Consider the following 25,294-nt stretch of genomic DNA (forward strand, 5'->3'; position numbering starts at 1 on the left):
GACGGCAACTACTGCAAGGGCGGCACGTGGGACGGTGAGCAGGTCGACTGAACCCCACAAGGCGCCCCGCAGCCATGCACCGCGGGGCGCTCCCGCGTGAGCACAACCGGCGGCGGGGGGAACAGCCGGTCTCACGAGCCCTAGCGGCGGACGCGGGGCATGCCGAGGCCGATCCAGGAGATGATCTCGCGCTGGATCTCGTTGTTGCCGCCGCCGAAGGTGAAGATGACGGCGCTGCGGTAGCCGCGTTCGAGTTCGCCGTGCAGGACCGCGCCCGCGGAGCCGTCCTTGAGGGAGCCGGCCGCGCCGACCACCTCCATGAGCCAGGCGTAGGCGTCCCGGCGGGCCTCCGAGCCGTAGACCTTGACGGCGGACGCGTCCTGGGGGGTGAGGGTGCCGGACTGGACGGCGTTCACCATCTGCCAGTTGAGCAGCTTCATCGCGTCGAGCCGGGCATGGGTGCGGGCGAGGCGGCCCCGGACCCAGGAGAGGTCGATGACCCGCCGGCCGTCGGCCAGTTTGGTTTCCGCCGCCCAGCGCTGGACGTCGTGCAGGGCCCGGATGGCCATGGTGCCGTGGGCGGCGAGGGTCACGCGCTCGTGGTTGAGCTGGTTGGTGATCAGGCGCCACCCCTTGTTCTCCGCACCGACGCGCCGGCTCGCGGGGACCCGAATGTTCTCGTAGTAGCTGGCGGTGGTGTCGTGCGAGGCGAGCGTGTTGATGAGGGTGCAGGAGTAGCCCGGGTCGGAAGTCGGTACGAGGAGCATGCTGATGCCCTTGTGCGCGGGGGCGCCCGGATCCGTGCGGACCGCCAGCCAGACCCAGTCGGCCGTGTCGCCGTTGGTGGTCCAGATCTTCTGGCCGTTGACCACGTAGGTGCCGCTCTCCTCGTCACCTTCCCGTACCGCCTTGCACTTGAGCGCGGCGAGGTCGGTTCCGGCGTCGGGTTCGCTGTAGCCGATGGCGAAGTCGATCTCACCGGAGAGGATGCGGGGCAGGAAGTACGCCTTCTGCTCGTCCGTACCGAACTGCATGAGGGTCGGCCCGACGGTGTTCAGCGCCATCAGCGGCAGCGGTACGACGGCCTGCGCGGCCTCGTCGAAGAAGATGAACTGGTCCATGGGCGACATCCCGCGCCCGCCGTACTCCTTCGGCCAGCCGACGCCGAGCCAGCCGTCGGCTCCGAGGCGGCGGATGGTCTCGCGGTAGAAGCGCTTCTGCGCGGCGGGGTCCTCGTAGCGGGCGTAGACGTCCTGCGGGACCAGCTCGGCGAAGTAGGCGCGCAACTCGCTGCGCAACCGCTCCTGCTCAGGCGTGTATTCGAGGTGCACGGCCCCTCCGGGTGTCTAGCGGTCCGTCCGTCGGCGGAGCGTAGATTAGAACCTGTTTCAAGAATCCGGAAGGGTGATGACGGGCCGGGCGCGTGCCGCGGTCACCGGTGGGGGTGGTGACCGCGGCCGGGGCTCAGCCGAGGGCGGCGATCATCGCCGCGGCCGTCGCCGCCATCGCGCTACGGGCGGCCGTGAGGTACGGGCGGGGGTCCGCCGGGGTGAGGTGGGTGCGGATGGCTTCGGTCATGGCCACGTTCAGCGCGGTGCCGATGTTGACCTTGCGGATGCCGCCCGCGACGGCCGCCGCGAGTTCGGAGTCCGGGAGTCCCGAGGATCCGTGGAGGACCAGCGGGACCTCCACCGCCTTGGCCAGGCGGCCCAGGAGCGCGTGGTCCAGGGACGCGGTCCGGCTGGTCATGGCGTGGCTGCTGCCGATGGCGACGGCCAGCGCGTCCACCCCCGAGTCGGCGACGAACCGCCGCGCCTCGTCGGGATCGGTACGGGCGCCCGGCGCGTGCGGATCCGGCGGGGCGGCGCCGTCCTTGCCGCCGACCTCCCCCAACTCCGCCTCGATCCAGAGGCCGTTGGCGTGGGCCCAGTCGGCGGCGGAGCGGGTGGCCTCCAGGTTCTCGCCGTACGGCAGCCGCGCGGCGTCGTACATCACCGACCCGAACCCCGCGTCGACGGCCTGACGCAGCAGCTCGGAGCTCTGCACGTGGTCCAGGTGCAGCCCGACGGGCACCCCCGCGGCCTCGGCGCAGGCGGAGGCCGCCCGGGCGATGGGGAGCAGCCGGCCGGACCTGAACTTCACCGCGTTCTGGCTCAGTTGCAGGATGACCGGCAGGCCGGTCCGTTCGGCGCCCTCGATGACGGCCTCGGCGTGCTCCAGCGTGATGATGTTGAAGGCGGCGACGGCGCGGCCGGCCGCCGCCGCCTGCGTGACGAGCGCTCCCGCCGGTACGAGGCTCATCGGACCGCCTCCTCGCCCGCCGTCAGGATCACCGAGCGGGTCAGGTGCCGTGGTGCGTCCGGGTCGAGGTCGCGGTGGGCGGCTACGGCGAGGGCCAGCCGCTGGACCCGCACCAGCTCGGCGAGCGGGTCGAGCCGCCCGGGCACCCACGCGGCGCCCGTCGCCAGGACCTGCTCGGCGAGCCCCTCCGGGGCCTCGCCGAGGGACCACGTGACAGTTCCGGGCCCGGTGACGCTGATCGGTCCGTGCCGGTATTCCATGGCGGGGTAGGACTCGGCCCAGGAGAGGGAGGCCTCGCGCATCTTGAGCGCGGCCTCGTTCGCCAGCCCGACGCTCCAGCCGCGGCCGAGGAAGGTGAACTGCCTTCGGCCGTCCAGCCCTTCGGGCAGCGGTTCGGCGAGCGCGGTGCGGGCGTCCGCGACGACGGCCGGGCCGTGCGCGCCGACGTGCGCGCGCAGCAGCGTCAGGGCCGTGGTGGCGAACCGGGTCTGCACGACGGAGCGCTCGTCTGCGAAGTCCAGTACGACGAGTTCGTCCGCGAGGGCCATCACGGGGGTGGCCGGGTCGCCGATGACGGCCGTGGTCGCCACTCCGGCGTCCCGAAGCCCGGCCAGCAGGTCGAGCACCTCGGTGGTCGTCCCGGACCGGGTCAGCGCCACCACCCGGTCGTAACGCCGGTGGCGGGGGAACTCGGAGGCGGGGAAGGCGTCGGTCTCGCCCTGCCCGGACTCCTCGCGCAGGACGGCGGCCGCCTGGGCCATGTAGTACGAGGTGCCGCATCCGACGATCGCGGTCCGCTCCCCCGGCTGCGGCAGCACCGTCCGCCGCGCCGGGGCCAGTTCGGCGGCCCGCTCCCAGCATGCGGGTTGCGTGACCAGCTCGTGCGCGACGTGACTCATAGGGGCTCCCTGGAGCAGTGGGTCTACGGATGCGTGTTCTTGCACGGTATCGGGCTGTTTCGCGCAACTTCAAGCATCTGCCGGGCGATCGTCTGGGTTAATCTCAAGCCGAGGGCCGAACGACGGGCCGGGAAAGTGGGAGTGGGGCCATGACCCGCAAGGAACGCTGGCAGAGACTGCTGGATCTGCTGGTCGAGCGGGGCGGGCTGGAGGTGGAACCGGCCGCCGAACTGCTCGGCGTGTCGGCGGCGACCATCCGGCGCGACCTCGACCAGCTGGCCGAGCAGCAGATGCTGGTCCGTACCCGCGGGGGGGCCGCGCCGCACGGGGTCTCGTACGAACTGCCGTTGCGCTACCGCACGTCCCGGCGGGCCGCCGAGAAGGGCCGGATCAGCGAGGCGGTGGCCGCGCTCATCGCTCCCGGCGAGGTGATCGGCCTGACGGGCGGGACGACGACGACCGAGGTCGCCCGGGCCCTGGCCGCGCGCCCGGACCTCGCCACCGGCTCGCCCGCCCTGACCGTGGTCACCAACGCCCTCAACATCGCGGGCGAGCTGGTGATCCGGCCGCAGTTCAAGATCGTGCTGACGGGTGGAGTGGCCCGGCCCCAGTCGTACGAACTGACCGGCCCGCTGGCGCAGCAGGTGCTCGGACAGCTCAGCATGGACACGGCGGTGGTCGGTGTCGACGCCTTCGACCCGGCCGACGGCGCGGCGACCCGGCACGAGGACGAGGCGGCGATGAACCGCCTGCTGTGCGAGCGGGCCCGCCGGGTGGTGGTCGCGGCGGATTCCAGCAAGCTGGGGGTACGTGCGTTCGCGCGCATCTGCGCGACCGACGCGGTGGACGTCTTGGTGACGGACACGGGCCTCCCGGAGACGGTCGCGAAAGCCTTCGCCGAGGCGGGGGTGGATGTGCGGAGGGTGTGACCGCGCGGCCGGAGCGGGTTGGGCGTCGGCCAGGTCCGGTGCGGTTGCCGGCGGCGCGTGGGGCGACGGCCGTGGGCCGGACCGTCGCGGACGCGGTCGAGAGCGGCGGCCGGGGCCCGGCGGCGCGGGCGCCCCGGTTGGCGGCGCTTCGGTTCCTCCCGCGACTTCGCGTCGACGGCGAGTCGTTTCCCGGGCGCAATCGCCCCGCGGGCGGCGGCCGGTACCTCACCCGCCGGGACCGGCGGGGACTGGCGCGGCCTACGCCCCCGTACCCGTACCACGCCCCGACTGCGTGCCGCCCCGTCGCGCCGGACGCGACGGGCGGCACGCGCGCCGGAGCGGCCGGGGCCGGAGGCCACCGCCCCAGAACCGGGGCTGTTGCGCCGAACGCGGCGGCCGGCACGATCACCGCACCGGCCGGAGCCGAGGGGCACGGCCCCACAGCCGCGGGACCGGACCGGCCGGCCCGATGCGCCCAACGCGGCGGGCGGGACGAACGCTGGAACAGCCCGGGGCCGGAGGCCCGCCCCACAACCAGGAGCGGGCCCCGGCGGACCGGCCGGGCCGATGCGCCGCACGCAGCGGGCGGCACGCGCCGGAACAGCCGGAGCCGGAGGCCACCGCCCCAGAACCGGGGCTGTTGCGCCGAACGCGGCGGCCGGCACGATCACCGAACCGGCCGGGGCCGAGGGGCACGGCCCCACAGCCGCGGGCCGGCCCCGCCGAGCCGACGCGCCGCACGCGACGGGCGGCACGGGCGCCGGAGCGGCCCCGGGCCAGCGCCCCACAGCCGGGAGCGGGCCCCGGCGGACCGGCCGGCCCGATGCGCCGAAGGCGACGGGCGCCGGGGGCGGGGAGGGCGGAGCGGTGTGGGGTCAGGGGGTCGGGACGCGTTGGGCCTCGCGGGTCAGGGCGGAGAGCACCGGGGCGATCAGGGGGTGGGTCTCCGCGCCGCGGCGGGTGGCCGCGAAGACGCGGCGGGTGGCGGCCGGGCCGGAGACCGGGCGGACCTGGACCTCCTTGAGGTCCATGCCGCGCAGCGCCGACCTCGGCACCAGGGCGACTCCCGCACCCGCACCCACCAGGGCCGTCACCGCGCGGAAGTCGTCGGAGGAGTGCGCGAAACGGGGCTGGAAGCCGGCGAGTTCGCAGGCCAGCAGCGTCACGTCATGGCACGGGTTGCCCGGGTACTGGCCCACCCAGTCCGAGTCCGACAGCTCCGCGAGGGACACCGTGGGCAGGCCGGCGAGCCGGTGCCCCACCGGCAGGACCGCGTCGAAGGGCTCGGCGTACAGCGGGAGGACGGACAGCCGGCCGTCGTCGGCGCCGGGGGCGCCCCGGTACTCCACGGCCAGGGCCAGGTCCGCCTCACCGTCCAGCAGCAGCGGCAGGCTCTGGTCGCCCTCCGCGTCGCGCACCCGCAGCCGGATGCCCGGATGGTCCACGGCCAACCGGGCGATCGCCGGCGCCAGGACCTCGGCGATGCCGGTGGCGAAGGCGGCCACCGTGACCTCACCGGCCGAGCCGCCCGCGTACGCCGCGAGTTCGGCTTCCGCGCGCTCCAGCTGGGCCAGCACCTCGTGGGCGTGCCCGAGCAGGATCTCCCCGGCGGCGGTGAGCCGCACGCCGCGGCCGCTGCGGGTCAGCAGGGCGTGCCCGGTCTCCTGCTCCAGCGCCGCGAGCTGCTGCGAGACGGCGGAGGGGGTCAGGTACAGGGCCGCGGCCGCGGCGGTCACCGTACGGTGGTCCGCCACGGCCCGCAGGACACGCAGCCGGCGGGGGTCGATCACCCCGCCATTGTCGCAGGTCCGGGGCGCATCGAGCCCCGCCGATCGCGAGCGCCCGGGCAGTCCCGGGGCCCGCGGCTGCCGTGGGGCCCCGGCCCTCGCGAGGGGCCCCCGTTCAGGCCCCGGCCGCCTCAGGCCTCAGGCCCCGTCCGCCTCAGACCCCCGCCGTCGCCAGCGCCGCGCGGGCGTCGACGAAGGCGGCCACCGCGCGCTCCACGTCCGCCGTCGAGTGGGCGGCCGACAGCTGGACGCGGATGCGGGCCGCGCCCATCGGCACCACCGGGTAGGAGAAGCCGATCACGTACACGCCGCGCTCCAGCAGGAGTTCCGCCATGCGGGCAGCCTCCGCCGCGTCGCCGATCATCACGGGGGCGATGGCGTGGTTCCCGGGCAGCACCTCGAAGCCGGCCGCGGTCATCTTCGTACGGAACAGCTCCGTGTTGGCGGCGAGCTGCTCCCGCAGGTCGCCCGCGGACTCCAGCAGGTCCAGGACCTTGAGGGAGGCGGCCGCGATGACCGGGGCGAGGGAGTTGGAGAAGAGGTACGGGCGCGAACGCTGGCGCAGCAGTTCGACGATCTCGGCGCGGGCCGCGACGTAGCCGCCGGAGGCGCCGCCGAGGGCCTTGCCCAGGGTGCCGGTGATGATGTCGACGCGGTCCATGACGCCGTGCAGCTCGGGGGTGCCCCGGCCGCCGGGGCCCACGAAGCCGACGGCGTGCGAGTCGTCCACCATGACCATGGCGTCGTAGCGCTCCGCCAGGTCGCAGATCTCGGCGAGCGGGGCGACGTAGCCGTCCATCGAGAACACGCCGTCAGTGACGATCAGGCGGCGGCGGGCGTCCTGGGTGTCCTTGAGCCGGGTCTCCAGCTCCGCGAGGTCGCGGTTCGCGTAGCGGTAGCGGCGGGCCTTGGACAGGCGGATGCCGTCGATGATCGAGGCGTGGTTGAGGGCGTCGGAGATCACCGCGTCCTCGGCGCCGAGCAGGGTCTCGAAGACGCCGCCGTTGGCGTCGAAGCAGGAGGAGTAGAGGATCGTGTCCTCCTGGCCGAGGAACGCCGAGAGGCGGGCTTCCAGTTCCTTGTGCACCTCCTGGGTGCCGCAGATGAAGCGGACCGAGGCCATGCCGTAGCCCCAGCGGTCCAGCGCGTCCTTGGCGGCGGCGACGACCTCGGGGTGGTCGGCGAGCCCGAGGTAGTTGTTGGCGCAGAAGTTCAGGACCTCCCCGGCGGAGCCACCGGAGGTGACGGCGACGGACGCGCTCTGCGGGGTGCCGATGACGCGCTCGGGCTTGTGCAGGCCGGCGGACCGGATCTCGTCGAGGGTGGTGCGCAGGTCGGCGCGGACGGTCTCGAACATGGGGCGGTGCTCTCTTTCTCCTGGTGGCGGAGGGAGGGGGACGGGGCCCCCGCGAAGGGTGGGTGCGGGGGCCGGCCGGAGTAGGTGGTCCGGGAGCCGGGGACGGTGGTGGCGTCCCGGCTGCCGGGCGGCGGTCAGGCCGTCCAGTCCAGGATGATCTTGCCGCTGCGGGCGGTCGACGCCTCGTCGAAGGCGGCCTGGAAGTCGGTGTGTGAGTAGCGGCCGGTGATGACGGGGCTGAGGTCCAGGCCGCCTTCCAGCAGCACGGTCATCGCGTACCAGGTCTCGAACATCTCGCGGCCGTAGATGCCCTTGATGGTGATCATCGAGGTGACGACCTTGGCCCAGTCGACGGGGAACTCCTGGGCGGGCAGGCCCAGCATGGCGATCCGGCCGCCGTGCGTCATGTTGTCGATCATGTCGCGCATGGCCTCGGCACGGCCCGACATCTCCAGTCCGATGTCGAAGCCCTCGCGCAGTCCGAGCTGCGCCTGCGCGTCGGCGATGGAGGATTCGGCGACGTTCACCGCGAGGGTGGCGCCGGCCTTGCGGGCGATGTCGAGGCGCTCGGGGCTGACGTCGGTGATGACGACGTTGCGCGCACCGGCGTGACGGGCGACGGCGGCCGCCATGATGCCGATCGGTCCGGCGCCCGTGATCAGGACGTCCTCGCCGACGAGCGGGAAGGACAGCGCGGTGTGCACGGCGTTGCCGAACGGGTCGAAGATGGCCGCCACGTCCAGGTCCACGGCGGTCCGGTGCACCCACACGTTCTGCGCGGGCAGCACCACGTACTCGGCGAACGCGCCGTCCCGGCCCACCCCGAGACCCACCGTGCTGCGGCACAGGTGACGGCGCCCGGCGAGGCAGTTGCGGCACTTGCCGCACACCAGGTGGCCCTCGCCGCTGACCAGCGCGCCGACCTCGATGTCCCGGACGTCGGCGCCCAGCGCGGCGACCTCGCCCACGAACTCGTGACCGAGCACCAGCGGCGTCTTGACGGCGCCCTGCGCCCAGCCGTCCCATGCCCGGATGTGCAGGTCGGTCCCGCAGATCCCGGTCCGCAGCACCCTGATCAGCACGTCGCCGGGGCCGTACTCGGGCTCGGGAACGTCCATGAGCCACAGCCCGGGTTCGGCCTTGTGCTTGACGAGTGCCTTCATGGGGTGGCTCCAGGCAGGTGAAGGGTGCCGCGTCGGACGTGCGGGCCCGCGCGGTGATGGGTAACGGGACCAATCTGCCGAGCGGCCCGGTGATCAGTCCATCGAGACTTTCTTAAGCGGGTCGACAGCGCAGCTTCACGCCTATGCTCCTCGGGTGACGGGGCAGGGCCGGCCGGGACCGGGCCGGGAGCAGGGGAACGGGGAGGTGGGGGGCGTGCCGAGTCTGCGCAGCAGGGCGCTGTCGGTCGCGCTGATCGCGACGGGACGGCGAAGACGGTTCGCGAGTGCCGAGGCGGTGCGCGCCAGGGTGGCGCAGACGGCCCGGCGGCCGGCGTCGCATCTGCCGCCGCGCTCGCTCGGCCGGATCGCCGAGGTCTCGCGGGCCTTCGTCGGGGCCTGGCCGGTCTACGACATCTCGCCGCGCGGGTCGGAAGCGGTGGCGCAGGTGCTGTACGTGCACGGTGGCGCGTACATCAACGAGCTGGTCCGGCCGCACTGGTCGATGATCCGCACGCTCGTCGCCCGGGCCCGTGCCCGGGTCGTCGTACCGGCCTACATCCTGGCCCCGCGCGGGACGGCCGACCGGAACGTCCCGGTCGCCGCCGACCTGCTGAGCGGGCTCATCGAGAGCGGCGGCGCGGGCGGGACGGTACTGATCGGGGACTCCGCGGGGGCCGGTCTGGCCCTGGCCGCCGCGCAGCGCCTGCGGGACCGTACGGGGGCGCAGCCGTCCCGGATCGTGCTGATCTCGCCCTGGCTGGACGTGACGATGAGCCATCCCGCGCAGCCGGACATCGAGCGGGCCGATCCGCTGCTGGCCCGGCCGGGGCTGGCGGAGGCGGGGCGGCTGTACGCGGGCACCCTCGCCGCCGACGACCCCCGGGTGAGCCCGCTGCTCGGGTCCTTCGAGGGGCTGGCGCCGCTGACGGTGTTCACGGGGACCAGGGACGTGCTGACCACCGACAGCCGGGAGCTGTTGCGGCGGGCCCGGGCGGACGGCGTGGACGTCGAGTTCCACGAGGAGGCGGGGCTGCCGCACGGCTACCCGTTGCTGCCGGTCCCGGAGGGCCGGGTGGCCCGTGACCGGATCGTGGACCTGGTCAGGGCCGCCGCGGAGCTGTGAGGTGAGGCGGGGCGCCACGGGCCTGACGGACGGGCCGCGCGCCACCGGCGCCCGCCGCGCCGCGCACGGGCCGCGCCGCACCCCCGCCGGGCACCGCGCCACCGGCCCCACGCTCAGGCCAGGCAGGTCATCAGCGAGCTGACCGGCCGGGCCCGGTAGGCCGCCCAGAACGCCTCGTCGCGCTCCGCGTCGGGCGGCGGCGTGCGTACGGGCTGCCAGCCGGCGGTGGTGAACCCGGCTTCGACGGCTGCTTCGCAGTAGTCGGCGTGCGTCCAGGCGCGGAACTCGAAGTGCGCGTCGGGGCGGGTGACGAACTGGGCCCGCACGAGCGGGGCCTCGGGGTGCGGTTCGCGCCTGAGGACCCGTACGCCGTAGGGGGACCAGTCCGGGCACGGGTACGCCCCCGGGTTCGGCACGATGGCCAGCAGCCGTCCCCCGGGTCTCAGGTTGGCCCGTACGGATCTGAACAGGGCGTGCAGGGTCTCGCGGTCCGGGGCCTGGTTGAACAGGTAGACGGCGGTGGCCAGGTCGAAGGGGCCCAGCTGGGGCATCCCGGCGGCGTCGGCGACGACGTACTCGATCCGGGCGTCGTGGTGGGTTTCGCGGGCCCGGCGGATGCGGTCGGGGCAGCTGTCCACGCCCACGGTGCGCCGGGCCCCGCCGCTCGCCAGCAGTCTCGCGGTGCCGCCGTGCCCGCACGGGAGGTCGAGGGCGTCCAGGCCCCGGACCCCGCCGAGCGCGTCCAGGGCGGTGCGCAGGGTGAGGGCGTCGGCCTCCGAGAAGGCGGGCGGCGGCGTCGACGTGTCGTACTGCTGTTGCATGCCGCAATGCCTCCCCGGCGTCGGCCCGGCGGACAGCCGCCCGGCGGGGACCGTCCCCCGCACGGGGGAGGCGTTCGGGTCAGTCGGCGCGGCGTACGGGCCCCGCGCGACGGTGCGGGGCCGCCGCGCCGGGCGCATCCTGACTGTGTGACCGCGAGACCCGACAGCGGCAGCCCGGCCACCGACGCCTTGGCCCGGGTGCTCGCACGGGCAGCCATGGCCGCCGAGGAGGCCGTCGGTGGCTACGCGGGCGGGGTCTACCTGCGCTCGCGCACGGACGGGCTGCTGCGGCTCGCCGCGCTGGACGGGCTCCCCGGCCGGCTGTTCCGGCCCTGGTGGCGGATGCACGTGAACCGGCCGTACCCCGTCGCGGAGGCGTTCCGCTCGGGGCAGGCCGTGCACCTGCCCGACGCCGAGTCGGCGATGCGGCACTTCCCCCAGCTGACGGCCGGGCTGCCCTTCACGTTCGGGTCGCTGTACGAGCCCGTCGCCGCCGGGGACGAACGGTTCGGGGTGCTGATGGTGCTGCGCCCGGCGACCCCTGGCGTCGCGGTCCGGCCCGCGGACCGGGAACGGATGCGGGGCATCGCGGCGCGGCTGGCAGCCGAGCTGACGGCGTTCACCGCGAGCGGGGTGCCGGTGGTGTGGGACGGCGACCCGTTCCGTCCGGAGCCGGCAGTTCCGCTCGGCGGCGCGGAGGCGGCCGTGGACCGCCTCGCGCAGGCCGTGCTGTCGACGGACCGGCAGGGCAGGATCCGCTACGCGAACGCCGCGGCCGCGGCGCTGCCCGGCGCGCAGGGGCGGCCGCTGCTCGGCGAGGTGCTGTGGGAGGCCCTGCCCTGGCTCGGCCATCCCGCGTACGAGGACCACTTCCGGGCCGTCTTCATGGCGCCCCAGCCGGTGTACTTCGTGGCGCGGGAGGGCCACCCCCCGTCGGGGAGGTGGCTGTCGGTCGGCCTGCACCCGGGCCCGGACGGCGTGACGGTGACGCTGGGCTCCCCCGCGTCGGTCTCGTACGCGTCGCCGCAGGAGTCCGCCTCCTCCGCGGACCGGTCCTCGGCCCTGTACCGGCCCGTGGCGCTGGCGATCGCGCTGACCGAGGCGATGACCGCCCGCCAGGTGTCGGCGGTGGTCACCGAGGAGCTGTTGCCGGCGTTCGGCGGCCGCCAGCTGGCGATCTACCTCCTGGACGAACGCCATCTGCACCTGGCGTGGGAGACCGGCTTCCCCCGGGGGTTCCTTGACCGCTTCGACGGAGTGGGCCTGGACGTGCGGCTGCCCGGGGTGGAGACCCTGACGTCGGGCCGGCCCCTGTTCTTCGAGTCGATGGGGCACCTGGCCGCGGCCTATCCGGGTATCCCCCTGGACACCCACGTCGGGGCCCGCGCGTTCCTGCCGCTGATCGCCTCGGGCCGCCCGGTGGGCTCGTGCATCCTCGGCTTCGACACTCCCCGCAGTTTCAGCGCGGAGGAGCGTACGGTCCTCACCGCGCTGGCCGGGCTGATCGCACAGGCCCTGGAGCGGGCCCGGCGCTACGACAGCGAGGCGGCCCTGGCCCGCGGACTCCAGTCGGCGCTGCTGCCGCACCGGCTGCCGGTGAGCGAGCACGTGGTCACCGTGGGCCGGTACCTCCCCGGGACGGTCGGCATGGACGTCGGCGGCGACTGGTACGACGTCACGGAGACGGGGCCCGACTCGCTGGCCCTGGTGATCGGTGACGTCCAGGGCCACGGGGTGGCGGCCGCGGCGACCATGGGCCAGCTGCGCAGCGCCGTACGGGCCTTCGCGCTGGGCGGCAACGCCCCGGAGCAGGTGGTGCGGGGCACCAACCGGCTGTTGATCGACCTCGACCCCGGCCAGTTCGCCAGCTGCTGCTACGCCGAGCTCGACCGGACCACGGGCCGGGTCCGGGCCGTGCGCGCCGGCCACCCCCAGCCGCTGCTGCGCCATCCCGACGGCCGGACGGAGGTGCTGGACCTGCGCGGCGGGGTGGTGCTCGGCGTCGATCCGGGTGCCTCGTACCCGGTGACGGAGTTCGTACTGGAGCCGGGCGCGCTGCTCGCCCTGTACACGGACGGGCTGGTGGAGCAGCCGGGCAAGGACATCGACGCCGGGGTGGAACGGCTGCGGGCCGCGCTGGCCGCCGCCCCTCCCGTCCCACTGACCGAGACCGCCGACCGGCTGGCGGGCGGGGCCGGCACCTCCGGGCACCGCCCGGACGACATCGCCCTGCTGCTGGCGTGGCGGACCGGAGCGGCCGGCTGAGGCGCTCCGGTGGTCACGTTAAGGGGGCCGCTCGGCAAAGCGGAGGAAAATTCGCGCTGATCTAGGTGCGGTTCCCGTACCCCCGCGCGGGCAGTGTTTACGCCGTCTTGACGCCGGAAACGGGTTACCGCCGGTCCGCAGACAAGGGAATCCGCACATGAACAGCTCTTGACCTGCGGATCTCGCGGAGATTGCATGACGGCCCGGGAGCCACCGAAACACCTTGCTCACCACCGCCCCGGAGGCGATACCGCTCCCGCGCTCACTCCCCGCACCTGCCGATCGGAACCCCCGTACCGATGACTGACACGATCAGCGCCCCGCAAGCCCTCGCTCCGGCGACCGCGCCCGTCCCCCAAAAGCTCAAGCGTTCCATCGGCGTGGTCGGTGGAACGCTGCTCACGCTCTCGTGCGTGACGCCCGCCTCGACGCTCTTCGTGGTCGTTCCCGACCTGTTCGCGGGTCTGGGAACCTGGACCGCCCTCACCATCGCCATCGGCTCGCTGCTCTGCATCGGCGTGGCCTTCTGCTACTCGGAGCTGGGAACGCTCATCCCCAGCGCCGGCGGTGAGTACGCGATGGTGTCGACCATGGCCGGCAGGCTCGCCGGCTGGCTGGTCTTCGTACTCTCGCTGCTCGTCGTGATGATCGTGCCGCCCGTGATCGCCATGGGTACGGCCGACTACCTGGCGCCGGTCGTGCACATCCCGGCCCCGGTCGCCGGTGGCGCGGTGATGCTGCTCGCCACCCTCGCCGGTCTGCTGGACCTGCGGGCCAACGCGTGGATCACCGGCATCTTCCTGGTCCTGGAGGTCGTGGCGGCCGCGCTCGTCGCGGTACTCGGCTTCGCCCACAGCGAGCGCGGCGCCGACTCGCTGGTGCACGGCTCGGTGGCCGCCGAGGGCGGCGGCACCTCGAGCGTGACGGCGATGATGGTGGTGTCCGGACTCGCGATCGCCCTGTTCGTCACCCAGGGGTTCTCCACGGCCGTCTACCTGTCGGAGGAGCTGGAGAAGCCGCGGCGCAACGTGCCGCGGACGGTTCTCGCGACGCTCGCCATCTCCACCGCCGTGATCCTGGTCCCGGTCATCGCGATCACCGTGGGCGCCCCGGACCTCGACGCGCTGAGCGCCGGAGACCTCGGCGGGATGGTCACCGCCTGGTCGAACTCGGCCGTCGGCACCTTCGTGAGCCTGTGCGTCGCCCTCGCCATCGTCAACGCGGGCATCGTGATGGTCATCCAGAACTCCCGCGTGCTGTTCGCCTCCGCCCGCGACAAGGCCTGGCCGCAGCCCGTCAACAACGCCCTGTCGAAGCTCGGCCGTTTCGGCTCGCCGTGGGTGGCCACCTTGCTGGTCGGCATCCCGGGCGCCCTGATGTGCTTCGTCAACCTGGACACCCTGTACGGCGTCACCGGCGTCTCGGTGACCGGCATGTACCTGCTGGTCGCGGTGGCCGCGCTGTTCTGCCGGCGCGGGGCGCACCGTGACAAGGCCGCCTGGCGGATGCCGCTGTGGCCGGCCGTGCCGGTGGTGCTGATCGCGGTCTTCGCGTACATCCTGACCCAGCAGGAGACGCAGTACCTGCTGTGGACGGGCGGGATCACCGCCGTGGCCACGCTGTACTGGGCCCTGTACCTGCGGCCGCGCCAGGACAGCCGCTGGCTGGTCAGCATCCCGCAGGACGGGGAAGAGGACGAGGAGGCGGCCGCACCGGCGGCCGCCTCGTAGGGCCCGGGGCCCGCCGGGGCCCCCGCGAGGTCAGTCCCGCGGCGGGCCCCAGCCGAGCAGGAGCGCGGTGCTGACCAGGCCGACGTGGCTGAACGCCTGTGGGAAGTTGCCGAGTTGGCGTCCTGCGATCGGGTCGTACTCCTCGGCGAGCAGGCCCACGTCGTTGCAGACGTCCAGCAGCCGCTCGAACAGCTCGCGCGCCTCCTTGCTGCGGTCGGTCAGGTGCAGCGCGTCGGCCAGCCAGAAGGAGCAGGCCAGGAAGACCCCTTCGTCCCCGGGCAGCCCGTCGACGGAGGGGCCTTCGGTGCTGTACCGGCGGACGAAGCCGCTGGCTCCGAGTTCCTCGCGCACCGCGTCGACGGTGCCGATCACCCGCGGGTCGTCGGGCGGCAGGAAGCCGACCCTGGGGATGAGCAGCGTCGCGGCGTCGAGCTCGCGCGAGCCGTAGTACTGGGTGAAGGTGTTGCGCTCGGGGTCGTAGGCGTTCGCGCAGACGTCGGCGTGGACCTCGTCCCTTATGGCCCGCCAGCGCTCCACGTCGCCCGGCATCGAGGGGTCGTGCTCCAGCGTCCTGACGGCGCGGTCCGCGGCGACCCAGGCCATCACCTTGGAGTGGGTGAAGTGGCGGCGCGGACCGCGGACTTCCCAGAGCCCTTCGTCGGGCCGTCGCCAGTTGCGCTCCAGGAAGTCCAAGAGCGCGAGCTGGATCTTCCAGGCGTGCCGTTCGGTGGGCAGCCCGCTGGCCCGGGCCAGGTAGAGGGCGTCCATGACCTCCCCGTACACGTCCAGCTGCAGCTGGTCCACGGCCGCGTTGCCGACGCGCACCGGGGAGGAGCCGGCGTAGCCGCGCAGCCAGGGCAGGTCGGTTTCGGGGAGCCTGCGTTCGCCCGCGATCCCGTACATGATCTGGAGGTCGGCGGGGTCTCCGGCGACCGCGCGCAGCAGCCAGGCCCGCCAGTCGCGGGCCTCGTCGTGGTAGCCGGTGGCGAGCAGGGAGCCCAGGGTGAGGGTGGCGTCGCGGAGCCAGCAATAGCGGTAGTCCCAGTTGCGCACGCCCCCGAGTTCCTCGGGGAGGGAGGTCGTGGCGGCGGCGACGATGCCCCCGGTCGGTGCGTAGGTCAGGGCCTTGAGGGTGATCAGGGAGCGGACGACCGCCTCCCGGTAGGGGCCCACGTACGCGCACCGGGAGGCCCATTCGCGCCAGTCGGCGAGGCTCTGTTCGAGCGCCTCCTCCGGGTCGAGGGGCTCGGGCCGCGGCTCGTGCGAGGGGTGCCAGGTCAGCACGAAGGCGACCTTTTCGCCGGCGGCGACGGTGAACTCGGAACGGGTGCTGTTGTCCTCGCCCCAGGTGGGTACGGGCGGCCGGCTGCGGAACCAGGCGGAGTCGGGTCCGGCGATGGCGACGCGGTCGCCGTCGCGCCGCCGGACCCAGGGGACGATGTCGCCGTAGTCGAACCGCAGGCGCAGGGTGCTGCGTACGGCGACCTCGCCGGAGACCCCTTCGACGATCCGCATGACGTCGGGCATGACGTCGCGCTGCGGCATGAAGTCGGTGACCTTGATGGTGCCGTCCTCGGTTTCCCAGACGGACTCCAGGATGAGCGAGTCTTCGACGTAGGCGCGGCGCGTGCACCCTTCGCCGTCGGCGGCGCCCGCCGGGGCGATGCGCCAGTGACCGTTCTCCTCGTCTCCCAGGAGGGAGGCGAAGCAGGCGGCCGAGTCGAAGCGGGGCAGGCACAGCCAGTCGATGGACCCGTCTCGGCCGACGAGTGCGCTGGTCATCAGGTCGCCGATGAGTGCGTAGTCTTCGATGGGTTGTGTCATTTGTGCGATCTTCCCCCGAAAACCGAGGGCCAATCAGGTCCGCGCCCCGCTCGGCGCGGGGGCGCGGACCCTGGCGTCAGTTCCTCACGAGGAGCAGTGCGGCACCGATGACCACACCGAGGGCGACGGCGAGCGCTCCGTGGGCCTGGCGGGGCGTCCGCAACGCCGGGAGGGGCAGCAGGCGGTCGACTGCGTAGCGGCCGGGGCCGGTGAGGGCGAGGGCCGCGGCGCCGACGGTCAGGAGCAGTTCGTACTCGATGCCCTTGGGGGCGAAGAACGCTCCGGCGCCATGGACGGCGATCGCGTTGATCATGGTGCCGACGACGGCGGCGCCGGCGAGCGGGGTGAGCAGCCCGGCGGCGAGGCCGAGACCGCCGAGGGTCTCGGTGAGACCTGCGAGGGCCGCCATGGCGTCGCCCGCCGGGTAGCCGCTCGCGGTGAAGAACCGGCCCGTGCCGCTGATGCCGCCGCCCCCGAACCAGCCGAACAGCTTCTGGGTGCCGTGGGCGGCCATGGTGAGGCCGAGGACGATGCGCAGGAGCAGCAGCCCGGCATCGTGGGCGGTGGTGCCGGTGCCGGCGGTCGTGGGGGCGGGGGCGGCCGGTGCGGCCGGAGCCTTCGTCGTGGTGGCGGAGGCGCTGGTCATGGGGGGATCCTTCCGGTCGGGCCGGTCCGGCGCGGCAGATCGCACGGGTTGTTCAAATTCGAACCGACAGTTCACGACCATAAGCCATTGATTCAAATTGGAACAACACATGTAGGCTGGTGTCATGGCTGGGACGAGATGGCTGGACGAGCGCGAGATGCGCGCATGGAGCGGCTTCCTCGCCGCCTCCGCCTTGGTGAACCGCCGCCTCGACCAGCAGCTCAAGGAGGACGCGGGGCTCTCGCACCCCCAGTACGAGATACTCGTCCGGCTCGCCGCCGCGCCCGACCGCGAACTGCGGATGACCGAGCTGGCCAACGGACTGATCAACTCCAAGAGCGGGCTGACCTACCAGATCACCCAGATGGAGAAGGCCGGACTGGTCCGCCGCCGCAGCTGCCCCTCCGATGTGCGCGGGGTCTTCGCCGTCCTCACCGGGGCGGGCCTGGCCCGGCTGGAGGAGGCGGCGCCCGGGCACGTGGCCACCGTCCGCGAGGTCCTCGTGGACGTGCTGACCCCCGAACAGCTCGACGCGCTGGCGGACGGCCTGGGCGAGGTCGGCCGCCGGCTCAGGGAACAGGGCGCCTGAGCCGCCGCCGGGCCGGGGCCCTGTTCCCCGGCGCCCGCAGTTACTTGGGCATCAGGACCGTGTCGATGATGTAGACCTTGGCGTTGGCCGTCGTGACGTTGCCGCACACCACGTTGGCGCTGTTGCCGACCTTGTAGGACTCGCCGGAGCCGGACGTGGTGAGCGTGCCCTTCTCCAGGGTCTCGAAGGAACCGGACTCCAGCTGCTGCGGCGTCAGCGTCCGGCCGACGACGTGGTGCGTGAGGATCTTCGTCAAGGTGGCCTTGTCGGCGAGGACCTTGTCCAGGTCCGCCTTCGGGATCTTCGCGAAGGCGTCGTTGGTCGGCGCGAACACCGTGATGTCCTTCGCGTTGTTGAGCGTGTCCACCAGCCCGGCCTTCTTGACGGCGGTGACGAGCGTGGACAGTGCCGGGTTGTTCGAGGCGGCGGTGGCCACCGGGTCCTTGGCCATCCCGTCGAAACTGCCGGCGCCCTGCTCCGGCACCGTGGCACACGCCGGACCGAACGGGGCCTGCGACGCCGTGGCGGGCGAGGCGGCGCCGGCGGCCGGATCGGCCGGCCCGGAGGCGGCGCTGCCGTAGCCCGGCTCCCCGCCGGAATCGGAGGAGCAGGCGGCCAGGGCGAAGGGCAAGGCGGCCACGGCGGTGAGGGCGAGGGCCGTACGGCGCAGACGAAGGCTGTTCATGAAGGTGGTTCTCCTCTGTCGGGATGGGGCTGTGGTCAGCCGACGCTGACGACGACCGGGTGCCGGCCGCTCGCCCCGTCGGGGATCGTGGGGTGCGTTCCTCGGTCTGGGTGGTCCCGGACCGGTCGGTGGCGCGGACGGTGAGGGTGTGTCCGCCGGTGACGGCCTGCCAGCGGTAGGACCACTGCCGCCAGGTGTCGGCGGTGTGCCCGGCCGCGAGGTCGGCCGGCTCCCAGGGGCCGTCGTCGACGCGCACCTCGACCCGGTCGATGCCCCGGTGCTGCGCCCGGGCGACTCCGGCGACCATGACCGCGCCGGGTGCGGGGCGGGCGAAGGGCCTGCGGGCGTCGATGCGGGCCTGCGTCTCGACGGGTGCCCCGCGGGCCCACTTCCGCCGCACGGCGGCCGTACGCCCGCCTCGCTCAGAAGGTCGGCCGGGCGCACGCCGCGCGCGTACAGCAGCGCCGCTCCGGCGAGGGTTCCCACCAGGGACGGCAGGGCCTCGGCGGGGCCGCCGGAGTCGGGCCGGGTGACGACGGCCGCTCCGCCGACCGCGGTCACCGGGCCCGCCTCGGGGCGCACCGCGGCCGATACCAGCTCGGCGGCGGCCGGGGCGGCGTAGCCGGACAGCAGGCCGCTCGGCGCCGCCGGGGCGGTACGGACGATGGCGGCCCGGGTGGTGACGCGGGCGACGGTGGCTCGGGGGATCCTCACGCCGGTTCTTCGGAGCTGCCGGGCAGCCGGATTGGCCCTTCGCCGCGTGAAGTGGCCCCTCTTCGAAACCCGGTACGCGGGAGGGCGGGCGGGAGGCGGCCGGGCCTGCGGGGCGCCTCGTGCGCCGAGGTGGGACGCTGGAAGTGACTGCCGACGACCCGCCGCGTGGAGTGTCGTCCCCCGCCCCGGGCCGCCACCCGTCAGCATGGGCAGACGCAGGGCAGACAGGGGTACACACGCGCACCACTCCAGCCGCACCGGGAGAATCTCGTGAAAATGCTGATCAACAGTGCCGAGACCGTCGTCGCCGACGCGCTGCGCGGACTGGCCGCCGCGCACCCCGAACTGGACGTCGACGTCGAGCGAAGGGTCGTCGTACGGCGGGACGCGAAGGACGGCGGACGGGTCGGACTGGTCTCCGGGGGCGGTTCCGGCCACGAGCCGCTGCACGCCGGGTTCGTGGGCCCGGGCATGCTGTCGGCGGCGTGCCCCGGGGAGGTGTTCACCTCGCCGGTGCCCGACCAGATGGTGCGGGCCGCCGCGGCGGTCGACGCCGGTCAGGGCGTGCTGTTCATCGTCAAGAACTACACCGGCGACGTACTGAACTTCGAGATGGCCGCCGACCTCGCGGGCGAGGACGGCGTACGGGTCGAACAGGTGCTGGTCAACGACGACGTCGCCGTCACCGACAGCCTCTACACGGCGGGACGGCGCGGTACCGGCGCCACCCTGTTCGTGGAGAAGATCGCCGGGGCGGCCGCCGAGGAGGGCGCGCCGCTGGAGCAGGTCGCGGCGCTCGCCCGCCGGGTCAACGAGTCCTCGCGCAGCTTCGGCGTCGCCCTGAGCGCCGTCACCACGCCCGCGAAGGGCAGCCCCACCTTCGACCTCCCCGTCGGGGAGCTCGAACTGGGCATCGGGATCCATGGCGAACCCGGCCGCGAGCGGCGCGCGATGATGCCGGCGCGGGAGATCGCGGACGTCGCGGTGGGCGCCGTACTGGACGACCTGGCGCAGGTGGCTCCCGCCGACGGGCCGGTGATCGCACTGGTCAACGGGATGGGCGGGACCCCACTGCTGGAGCTGTACGGCTTCCACGCGGAGGTGGCCCGGGTGCTGTCGGAGCGCGGGGTGCCGGTCGCCCGGACCCTCGTCGGCAACTACGTCACCTCCCTGGACATGGCGGGCTGTTCGGTGTCGCTGTGCCGGGCCGACGAGGAACTGCTGCGCCTGTGGGACGCCCCGGTCCAGACCGCCGCCCTGCGGTGGGGGCGGTGAGCGGCCGCGAGGGCGGCCGGCCCGGCCCGTCGTCAAAGCCCAGTCGTCAAAGCCCCTTCCGCCTGCGGGCGCGCCCTATGGTGGCGGTGGAAGACCGGTCGGGCGGACGTGAGGCGAGGAGATCCGGTGCGTGACACAGACTTCTTCCGGCGCTGGATGGACACCGCCACGGCGGCCGTCGAACGCGAGGCGGACCGGCTGACGGAGCTCGACTCCCCCATCGGGGACGCCGACCACGGCAGCAACCTGCTGCGCGGCTTCATGGCCGTACGGGCGGCCCTCGCCGCCGGCGAACCGGCCGTGGCCTCCCCCGGCGAGGTGCTCCAGCTCGCCGGCCGGACCCTGATCTCCACGGTGGGCGGGGCGTCCGGACCCCTGTACGGGACGCTGCTGCGCCGCACGGGCAAGGAGCTCGGGGACGCCGCCGAGGTCTCCGACGACGCACTGCGCGAGGCGCTCTACGCCGGGGTGGGCGCGGTGGCGCAGCTCGGCGGGGCGGCTCCGGGCGACAAGACGATGCTGGACGCGCTGGTGCCCGGGGTCGCCGCGCTCGGCACCTCCTACCGGGCGGCCGCCGACGCGGCGGAGGAGGGCGCGCGGGCGACGGTGCCGCTCCAGGCGCGCAAGGGCCGGGCCAGCTACCTGGGTGAGCGGAGCATCGGGCACCAGGACCCGGGCGCGACCTCGTCGGCCCTGCTGCTCAACGCCCTTGCCGAGGTCGCGGAGGGCGCGGCGTGAGTGCGCCTCGGACCTGTGTCGGCATCGTGCTCGTCTCGCACAGCGCCAGGGTCGCGCAGTCGGTGGCCGATCTCGCCCGGGGCCTGGCCGGGGGCGCGCCGTCCGTCCGCGTCGGCGTCGCGGGCGGCACGGGGGACGGCGGACTGGGCACGAGCGCGGAACTGATCGTGGCCGCCGCACGGGAGGTGGACACGGGCGCGGGCGTGGCGATCCTGGCCGACCTGGGCAGCTCGGTGCTCACCGTCAAGTCACTGCTGGTGGACGGGGAGCTGCCGGACGGCAGCCGGCTGCTCGACGCGCCGTTCCTGGAAGGGGCGGTGGGAGCCGTCGTGGCCGCCTCCGCCGGCGCCCGGCTGGACGCGGTGGAGGCCGCTGCCGCGGAGGCGTACAAGTACCGCAAGGGCTGACGGGGCGGGCCGGTCGCACCGGGGCCGGCTGACGGGGCGGCCCGGCCGCACCGGGGCCCGTCGGGCGGCCGCACCAACCCACGCCGCCCTGCCTCCCGCTATCGCCCGCGCAGGGTCTCGATCTCGCGGCGTTCCCGCTTCGTCGGCCGGCCCGCGCCGCGGTCGCGGATGCCGACCACGGCCGCCTCGACGGGGGTGGGCGGCGGTGGGCTCTTGTCGATGTAGCACTCGGCGGCCACCGGCGCACCGACCCGCTTGGACACCGGCCTGCGGACCACCACGATCCGCTCGCGGCCCGCGTGGAAGAGCCGTACCTCGTCACCCGCGCGCACGGCCTGGGCCGGCTTGGCGCGCTCGCCGTTGACCTTCACATGACCCGCGCGGCAGGCCGTCGCCGCGGTCGAGCGGGTCTTGGTCAGGCGCACCGACCAGATCCACGCGTCCACCCGGACCGTTCCCGATACGTCATCCGTCATGTCCCGACCCTATCGAGACGGGCGGCCGGCAGGGGAACGGGTTTCGGCGGATACCACAACACCCTTGGCATCTGCCATGTACAACCGGCTAAGGGAATTGCAAATGCGCCAGAGGTGCCCCTACCTTGTCGCACATGCAGTCCTACACCATCGGACAGGCCGCGCGTCTGCTGGGCGTCAGCCCGGACACGGCGCGCCGCTGGGCCGACGCCGGCCGGGTCGCGACCCATCGCGACGAGGGCGGGCGCCGGCTGATCGACGGCCGGGCACTGGCCGCCTTCTCCGCCGAAGTGGGCCAAGGCACCCACGCCGAGGAGGAGGAGCCGTACACCTCGGCGCGCAACGCGTTCCCCGGCATCGTCACGGCGGTCAAGCTCGGCGACGTCGCCGCGCAGGTCGAGATCCAGGCCGGACGCCACCGTCTGGTGTCCCTGCTCACCCGTGAGGCCGTCGAGGAGCTCGGCCTGGAAGTCGGCATGCGGGCCACCGCCCGCGTGAAGTCCACCAGCGTGCACGTCAGCCGCGCCTGACCGCGGTCCCGCCCGGCAGCACCGAACCGTCCCCACCCGCTCCGCCCGTCCCCGGCGCGGGTCACCACCGCGGTCCCGGCACGCGAGCCGGCCGCCGACCCGACCGAGGAGCACCCGCCCATGTCCCCGACCCTGACCCGCCGCCGCGCCGCTGCCGCCGCCCTGACCGCAGCGCTCCTCGCGCCGGCGCTGTCCGCCTGTGGCGCCGACGACGAGAAGTCCGGCGCGGCGGCCTCACCGGGCGCCTCCGCCTCCGCCCAGGCCAAGGCCGCGAACCTGACCGTCCTCGCCGCTTCCTCCCTCACCGACGTCTTCAAGACGGCGGGCGCCGCCTACGAGAAGTCGCACCCGGGCACGAAGGTGACGTTCTCCTTCGCCGGTTCGCAGGAACTCGCCGCCCAGGTCAAGCAGGGCGCCCCGGCCGACGCGCTGGTGACCGCCGACACCAAGACCATGGACGGCCTCAAGGCCGAGACCGGCGGTGCGACGGTCATCGCGAAGAACCGCCTGGTCATCGCCGCCGGCAAGGGGAACCCGTTCAAGATCGACGAGTTGAGGGACCTCGCGGACGGCAAGATCAAGGTCGTGCTCGCCGCGCCCGAGGTGCCGGTCGGCCGCTACAGCAAGCAGATCCTCGACGCGCAGAAGATCGAGGTGAAGCCGGTCTCCCAGGAGCCCAACGTCCGCGCCGTGCTGAGCAAGGTCGAGCTGGGCGAGGCCGACGCCGGTCTCGTCTACAAGACGGACTCCGCCAAGTCGGGTGACAAGGTCGTCAGCGTGGACATCCCGGACGACCAGAACGCGGTCGCCTCCTACCCGGCCGCCACGATCAAGCAGTCCGGGAACGGCGAAGCCGCGGCCGCCTTCGTGGCCTGGCTGAGCACCCCGGAGGCGCAGAAGATCCTCCAGGACGCCGGATTCCAGCAGCCGTAACGGCTCCCGCGGCCCGAACGCGGAAGGGGCTGCCTGATCCACCGGACGGGCAGCCCCGTTCCTTCGTGACGCGGGCCGAGGCCGGCCCGCGCGTCCTCGCGGTCCCGTCCCCGGCTTACCCTTCCCACCCGGAACGACCGCAGCCGAGAACCCAGCCAGGAACCGCCCCATGAGCAGACCCCGTACCCGCGTCCGGCCGCCCGCGGCACTGGCGTTGCCCGCGCTCCTCGCCGTGGCGTTCCTGCTGCTGCCGCTCATCGGCATCCTGAGCCGCACCCAGTGGAGCGAGCTCGGCACCCATCTGGGCAGCCCGGCGGTGGAGCAGGCGCTCGAGCTGTCGCTGCTCGTCTCCTTCTGGGCCCTCGGCCTCTCACTGCTCCTCGGGGTGCCGCTCGCCTGGCTGCTGGCGCGCGTCGAGTTCAAGGGCAAGGCGTTCGTACGGTCCCTCGTGCTGCTCCCGATGGTGCTGCCGCCCACCGTCGGCGGTGTCGCACTGCTGCTGGGCTTCGGCCGCCGGGGGCTGCTCGGGCCGTGGCTGGAGGGCACCTTCGGCATCACGCTGCCGTTCCACACCTCGGGCGCCGTCGTCGCCGCCACCTTCGTCGCGATGCCGTTCCTCGTCATCAGCCTGGAGGGCGCCCTCGGCGGCCTGAAACGCAGTTACGAGGAGACCGCGGCCTCCCTCGGCGCCTCGCCGGTACGGGTGTTCCTCACCGTGACCCTGCCCATGGTGGCGCCGGGCCTCGTCGCCGGCGCCGCGCTCACCTGGGCCCGGGCGCTCGGCGAGTTCGGGGCCACCATCACCTTCGCCGGGAACCTGCCCGGAACCACCCAGACACTGCCGCTCCAGGTGTACCTGCTGCTCCAGGACCGCCCGGAGGCGGCCACCTCCGTGTCCCTGCTGCTGCTGGCGATCGCGATGGGCGTGCTGATCGCCCTGCGCGGCCGCTGGACCGGCACCCCGGTCGCCCGTGGCTCCGCCGCGACGCCCGCCGCCGCGGCCGGGGAGGCTCCCGAGCCCCCCGCCCCGGCCGAGCCGCCCGCCGCACGCCCCGACGACGGGCACTGGCCGCTGCACGCCGAGGTCAGCGGCTTCAACCGGCTCACCCTGGACGCCGGGCCCGGCACCACGATCGCCGTCGTCGGCGAGAACGGCGCCGGCAAGACCACCCTGCTGCGGGCCCTGCTCGGCCTGACCCCGCGCGCCCACGCCACCTTGCGCCTGGGCGACACCGACGTCACCGCGCTGCCCCCGCACCGGCGGCAGGTGGCCTGGGTCCCGCAGGACGGCGCGCTGTTCCCGCACCTGAGCGCCCTCGCCAACACCGCGTACGGGCTGCGCGCCCGCCGGGTGCCGCGCGCCGAAGCCCGCGCCGAGGCGCAGGCGTGGCTGGACCGGCTCGGCGTCGGCCACCTCGCCCGGCGCAAGCCCGCGCAGCTGTCCGGCGGGCAGGCGCAGCGCGTGGCGCTGGCCCGGGCGCTTGCGGCGCGGCCCCGGCTGCTGCTCCTCGACGAGCCCCTCGCGGCACTCGACCAGACGACCCGGGCGCGCGTGCGGCACACCCTGCGCACCCATCTGGCCGGCTTCGGCGGGGTCTGCCTGATGGTCACGCACGATCCCGTCGAGGCGGTGTCGCTGGCCGACCGGGTCCTCGTACTGGCCGACGGGCAGACCCTCCAGGACGCCCCGCCCGCCGAGGTCACCCGCCATCCGCGCTCCCCGTGGGTGGCGCGGATGCTGGGCCGCAACGCATGGCCGGGCACCGCCACGCCGAAGGGGCTCGAACTGGCCGGAGGCGGCCTCCTGGTGGTGCCGGAGGCGCTGCCGCAGGGGTCGCAGGCCCTGGCGATCATCGCCCCGGAGGCGGTGTCCGTGTACCGGGAGCGGCCGGGCGGCAGTCCGCGCAACGTGTGGCCCGGCACCGTACGGGAGGTCACGGCGGTGGGGAGCCGGCTGCGCGTGCTGGTGGGGTCCGCTGAGGCGCCGGACCTCGTCGCGGAGATCACCCCGGAGGCAGCGGCCGAGCTCGGCGTGGTCGACGGCGCCGAGGTGTGGACCAGCGTCAAGGCCACCGAGGTGACGCTCGTGCGGCTCTGACCGG

General features: G+C 74.0%; 22 protein-coding genes and 1 pseudogene. 11 read left to right on the top strand and 12 right to left on the bottom strand.

Translation table 11 applies throughout. The annotated features are described in order from the left end of the window. Positions 1-140: 140 nt before the first annotated feature. The 3 genes from IE207_RS12090 to IE207_RS12100 form a co-directional block, all read right to left on the bottom strand. A complete protein-coding gene (locus tag IE207_RS12090; protein ID WP_190184085.1) occupies positions 141-1,331 on the bottom strand; it encodes an acyl-CoA dehydrogenase family protein in 1,191 nt (396 codons plus the stop codon). Between the two features lie 133 nt (positions 1,332-1,464). Beyond that, positions 1,465-2,301 (bottom strand): class II fructose-bisphosphate aldolase, encoded by an 837-nt coding sequence (locus tag IE207_RS12095; protein WP_190184086.1) that lies wholly within the window; start codon positions 2,299-2,301, stop codon positions 1,465-1,467. Beyond that, on the bottom strand, positions 2,298-3,200 hold the full coding sequence (locus IE207_RS12100; RefSeq protein ID WP_190184087.1) for an SIS domain-containing protein: 903 nt from the start codon (positions 3,198-3,200) through the stop codon (positions 2,298-2,300). Before IE207_RS12100 ends, IE207_RS12095 begins: the two co-directional genes overlap by 4 nt. A 149-nt stretch (positions 3,201-3,349) precedes the next feature. Here IE207_RS12100 and IE207_RS12105 point away from each other — a divergent pair, with 149 nt between their 5' ends. After that, positions 3,350-4,129, top strand: a complete 780-nt coding sequence (locus tag IE207_RS12105; RefSeq protein ID WP_190184088.1) for a DeoR/GlpR family DNA-binding transcription regulator — start codon at positions 3,350-3,352, stop codon at positions 4,127-4,129. 875 nt (positions 4,130-5,004) lie between these two features. On the opposite strand, the gene IE207_RS12110 is transcribed toward IE207_RS12105, so the two are convergent. From IE207_RS12110 to tdh, 3 genes are all read right to left on the bottom strand, one after another. Further along, a complete protein-coding gene (locus IE207_RS12110) occupies positions 5,005-5,919 on the bottom strand; it encodes a LysR family transcriptional regulator (RefSeq protein ID WP_190184089.1) in 915 nt (304 codons plus the stop codon). 151 nt (positions 5,920-6,070) lie between these two features. After that, on the bottom strand, positions 6,071-7,273 hold the full coding sequence (locus IE207_RS12115; RefSeq protein WP_190184090.1) for a glycine C-acetyltransferase: 1,203 nt from the start codon (positions 7,271-7,273) through the stop codon (positions 6,071-6,073). 134 nt (positions 7,274-7,407) lie between these two features. Continuing rightward, complete coding sequence (gene tdh, locus IE207_RS12120; RefSeq protein WP_190184091.1) at positions 7,408-8,436, bottom strand: L-threonine 3-dehydrogenase; 1,029 nt, start codon at positions 8,434-8,436, stop codon at positions 7,408-7,410. Positions 8,437-8,650: 214 nt separating this feature from the next. Between tdh and IE207_RS12125 the strand changes: the two genes are divergently transcribed. Beyond that, positions 8,651-9,559: an alpha/beta hydrolase fold domain-containing protein gene (locus IE207_RS12125; protein WP_229873657.1), complete on the top strand. Its 909-nt coding sequence runs from the start codon at positions 8,651-8,653 to the stop codon at positions 9,557-9,559. Between the two features lie 113 nt (positions 9,560-9,672). On the opposite strand, the gene IE207_RS12130 is transcribed toward IE207_RS12125, so the two are convergent. After that, positions 9,673-10,380, bottom strand: a complete 708-nt coding sequence (locus IE207_RS12130; RefSeq protein ID WP_190184093.1) for a class I SAM-dependent methyltransferase — start codon at positions 10,378-10,380, stop codon at positions 9,673-9,675. A 147-nt stretch (positions 10,381-10,527) separates the two neighbouring features. On the opposite strand from IE207_RS12130, the gene IE207_RS12135 reads away from it, so the two are divergent. Next, complete coding sequence (locus tag IE207_RS12135) at positions 10,528-12,645, top strand: SpoIIE family protein phosphatase (protein ID WP_444544997.1); 2,118 nt, start codon at positions 10,528-10,530, stop codon at positions 12,643-12,645. A gap of 299 nt (positions 12,646-12,944) precedes the next feature. Beyond that, positions 12,945-14,375, top strand: a complete 1,431-nt coding sequence (locus IE207_RS12140; RefSeq protein WP_190184094.1) for an APC family permease — start codon at positions 12,945-12,947, stop codon at positions 14,373-14,375. Positions 14,376-14,405: 30 nt separating this feature from the next. Here the strand turns inward: IE207_RS12140 and IE207_RS12145 are convergent, their stop codons facing one another. After that, positions 14,406-16,199 carry a glycoside hydrolase family 15 protein gene (locus IE207_RS12145; RefSeq protein ID WP_190184095.1) on the bottom strand — a complete coding sequence of 598 codons (1,794 nt, stop codon included), beginning with the start codon at positions 16,197-16,199 and terminating at the stop codon, positions 14,406-14,408. A 76-nt stretch (positions 16,200-16,275) separates the two neighbouring features. Next, the gene (locus IE207_RS12150) at positions 16,276-16,845 is read right to left on the bottom strand and encodes a DoxX family protein (protein WP_190184096.1); all 570 of its coding nucleotides are present in this window, start codon (positions 16,843-16,845) and stop codon (positions 16,276-16,278) included. A 124-nt stretch (positions 16,846-16,969) separates the two neighbouring features. Between IE207_RS12150 and IE207_RS12155 the strand changes: the two genes are divergently transcribed. After that, complete coding sequence (locus tag IE207_RS12155) at positions 16,970-17,434, top strand: MarR family winged helix-turn-helix transcriptional regulator (protein ID WP_190184097.1); 465 nt, start codon at positions 16,970-16,972, stop codon at positions 17,432-17,434. 40 nt (positions 17,435-17,474) lie between these two features. Here the strand turns inward: IE207_RS12155 and IE207_RS12160 are convergent, their stop codons facing one another. Beyond that, positions 17,475-18,119, bottom strand: a complete 645-nt coding sequence (locus IE207_RS12160; protein WP_190184098.1) for a fasciclin domain-containing protein — start codon at positions 18,117-18,119, stop codon at positions 17,475-17,477. Positions 18,120-18,154: 35 nt separating this feature from the next. Further along, positions 18,155-18,519 (bottom strand): annotated as a pseudogene (locus tag IE207_RS33085) (molybdopterin-binding oxidoreductase); the annotation flags it as partial. A 584-nt stretch (positions 18,520-19,103) separates the two neighbouring features. Between IE207_RS33085 and dhaK the strand changes: the two are divergent. The 3 genes from dhaK (at position 19,104) to IE207_RS12175 (ending at position 21,253) form a co-directional block, all read left to right on the top strand. Further along, the gene (gene dhaK / locus IE207_RS12165) at positions 19,104-20,108 is read left to right on the top strand and encodes a dihydroxyacetone kinase subunit DhaK (protein WP_190184099.1); all 1,005 of its coding nucleotides are present in this window, start codon (positions 19,104-19,106) and stop codon (positions 20,106-20,108) included. 156 nt (positions 20,109-20,264) lie between these two features. Continuing rightward, a complete protein-coding gene (gene dhaL / locus IE207_RS12170; protein WP_373304702.1) occupies positions 20,265-20,846 on the top strand; it encodes a dihydroxyacetone kinase subunit DhaL in 582 nt (193 codons plus the stop codon). Continuing rightward, complete coding sequence (locus IE207_RS12175; RefSeq protein WP_190184101.1) at positions 20,843-21,253, top strand: PTS-dependent dihydroxyacetone kinase phosphotransferase subunit DhaM; 411 nt, start codon at positions 20,843-20,845, stop codon at positions 21,251-21,253. The genes dhaL and IE207_RS12175 overlap by 4 nt, the downstream gene beginning before the upstream one ends. A 98-nt stretch (positions 21,254-21,351) precedes the next feature. Here the strand turns inward: IE207_RS12175 and IE207_RS12180 are convergent, their stop codons facing one another. Next, complete coding sequence (locus tag IE207_RS12180) at positions 21,352-21,729, bottom strand: RNA-binding S4 domain-containing protein (protein WP_190184102.1); 378 nt, start codon at positions 21,727-21,729, stop codon at positions 21,352-21,354. Between the two features lie 134 nt (positions 21,730-21,863). Here IE207_RS12180 and IE207_RS12185 point away from each other — a divergent pair, with 134 nt between their 5' ends. The 3 genes from IE207_RS12185 to IE207_RS12195 all read left to right on the top strand — a co-directional run bounded on the left by IE207_RS12185 (position 21,864) and on the right by IE207_RS12195 (position 25,290). Beyond that, on the top strand, positions 21,864-22,259 hold the full coding sequence (locus IE207_RS12185; protein ID WP_190184103.1) for a TOBE domain-containing protein: 396 nt from the start codon (positions 21,864-21,866) through the stop codon (positions 22,257-22,259). A gap of 120 nt (positions 22,260-22,379) precedes the next feature. Beyond that, positions 22,380-23,192, top strand: coding sequence for a molybdate ABC transporter substrate-binding protein (gene modA / locus IE207_RS12190; protein ID WP_190184104.1), 813 nt, complete (start codon positions 22,380-22,382; stop codon positions 23,190-23,192). Between the two features lie 169 nt (positions 23,193-23,361). Further along, positions 23,362-25,290 (top strand): ABC transporter permease, encoded by a 1,929-nt coding sequence (locus tag IE207_RS12195; RefSeq protein WP_190184105.1) that lies wholly within the window; start codon positions 23,362-23,364, stop codon positions 25,288-25,290. The last annotated feature ends 4 nt before the right edge of the window (positions 25,291-25,294 follow it).

The organism is Streptomyces cirratus, from assembly GCF_014650775.1.
In the GTDB taxonomy this organism is placed as follows: Bacteria; Actinomycetota; Actinomycetes; order Streptomycetales; family Streptomycetaceae; genus Streptomyces; species Streptomyces cirratus.

Excerpts from the sequence above, each read along its gene's own strand:
- IE207_RS12145 (WP_190184095.1), bottom strand. The coding sequence starts at position 16,199 with ATGACACAACCCATCGAAGACTACGCACTCATCGGCGACCTGATGACC.
- IE207_RS12100 (WP_190184087.1), bottom strand. The coding sequence starts at position 3,200 with ATGAGTCACGTCGCGCACGAGCTGGTCACGCAACCCGCATGCTGGGAG.
- IE207_RS12140 (WP_190184094.1), top strand. The coding sequence starts at position 12,945 with ATGACTGACACGATCAGCGCCCCGCAAGCCCTCGCTCCGGCGACCGCG.
- IE207_RS12180 (WP_190184102.1), bottom strand. The coding sequence starts at position 21,729 with ATGACGGATGACGTATCGGGAACGGTCCGGGTGGACGCGTGGATCTGG.
- IE207_RS12130 (WP_190184093.1), bottom strand. The coding sequence starts at position 10,380 with ATGCAACAGCAGTACGACACGTCGACGCCGCCGCCCGCCTTCTCGGAG.
- IE207_RS12185 (WP_190184103.1), top strand. The coding sequence starts at position 21,864 with ATGCAGTCCTACACCATCGGACAGGCCGCGCGTCTGCTGGGCGTCAGC.
- IE207_RS12095 (WP_190184086.1), bottom strand. The coding sequence starts at position 2,301 with ATGAGCCTCGTACCGGCGGGAGCGCTCGTCACGCAGGCGGCGGCGGCC.
- IE207_RS12195 (WP_190184105.1), top strand. The coding sequence starts at position 23,362 with ATGAGCAGACCCCGTACCCGCGTCCGGCCGCCCGCGGCACTGGCGTTG.
- IE207_RS12115 (WP_190184090.1), bottom strand. The coding sequence starts at position 7,273 with ATGTTCGAGACCGTCCGCGCCGACCTGCGCACCACCCTCGACGAGATC.
- dhaL (WP_373304702.1), top strand. The coding sequence starts at position 20,265 with ATGGACACCGCCACGGCGGCCGTCGAACGCGAGGCGGACCGGCTGACG.
- IE207_RS12155 (WP_190184097.1), top strand. The coding sequence starts at position 16,970 with ATGGCTGGGACGAGATGGCTGGACGAGCGCGAGATGCGCGCATGGAGC.
- modA (WP_190184104.1), top strand. The coding sequence starts at position 22,380 with ATGTCCCCGACCCTGACCCGCCGCCGCGCCGCTGCCGCCGCCCTGACC.
- IE207_RS12160 (WP_190184098.1), bottom strand. The coding sequence starts at position 18,119 with ATGAACAGCCTTCGTCTGCGCCGTACGGCCCTCGCCCTCACCGCCGTG.
- IE207_RS12105 (WP_190184088.1), top strand. The coding sequence starts at position 3,350 with ATGACCCGCAAGGAACGCTGGCAGAGACTGCTGGATCTGCTGGTCGAG.
- IE207_RS12150 (WP_190184096.1), bottom strand. The coding sequence starts at position 16,845 with ATGACCAGCGCCTCCGCCACCACGACGAAGGCTCCGGCCGCACCGGCC.
- tdh (WP_190184091.1), bottom strand. The coding sequence starts at position 8,436 with ATGAAGGCACTCGTCAAGCACAAGGCCGAACCCGGGCTGTGGCTCATG.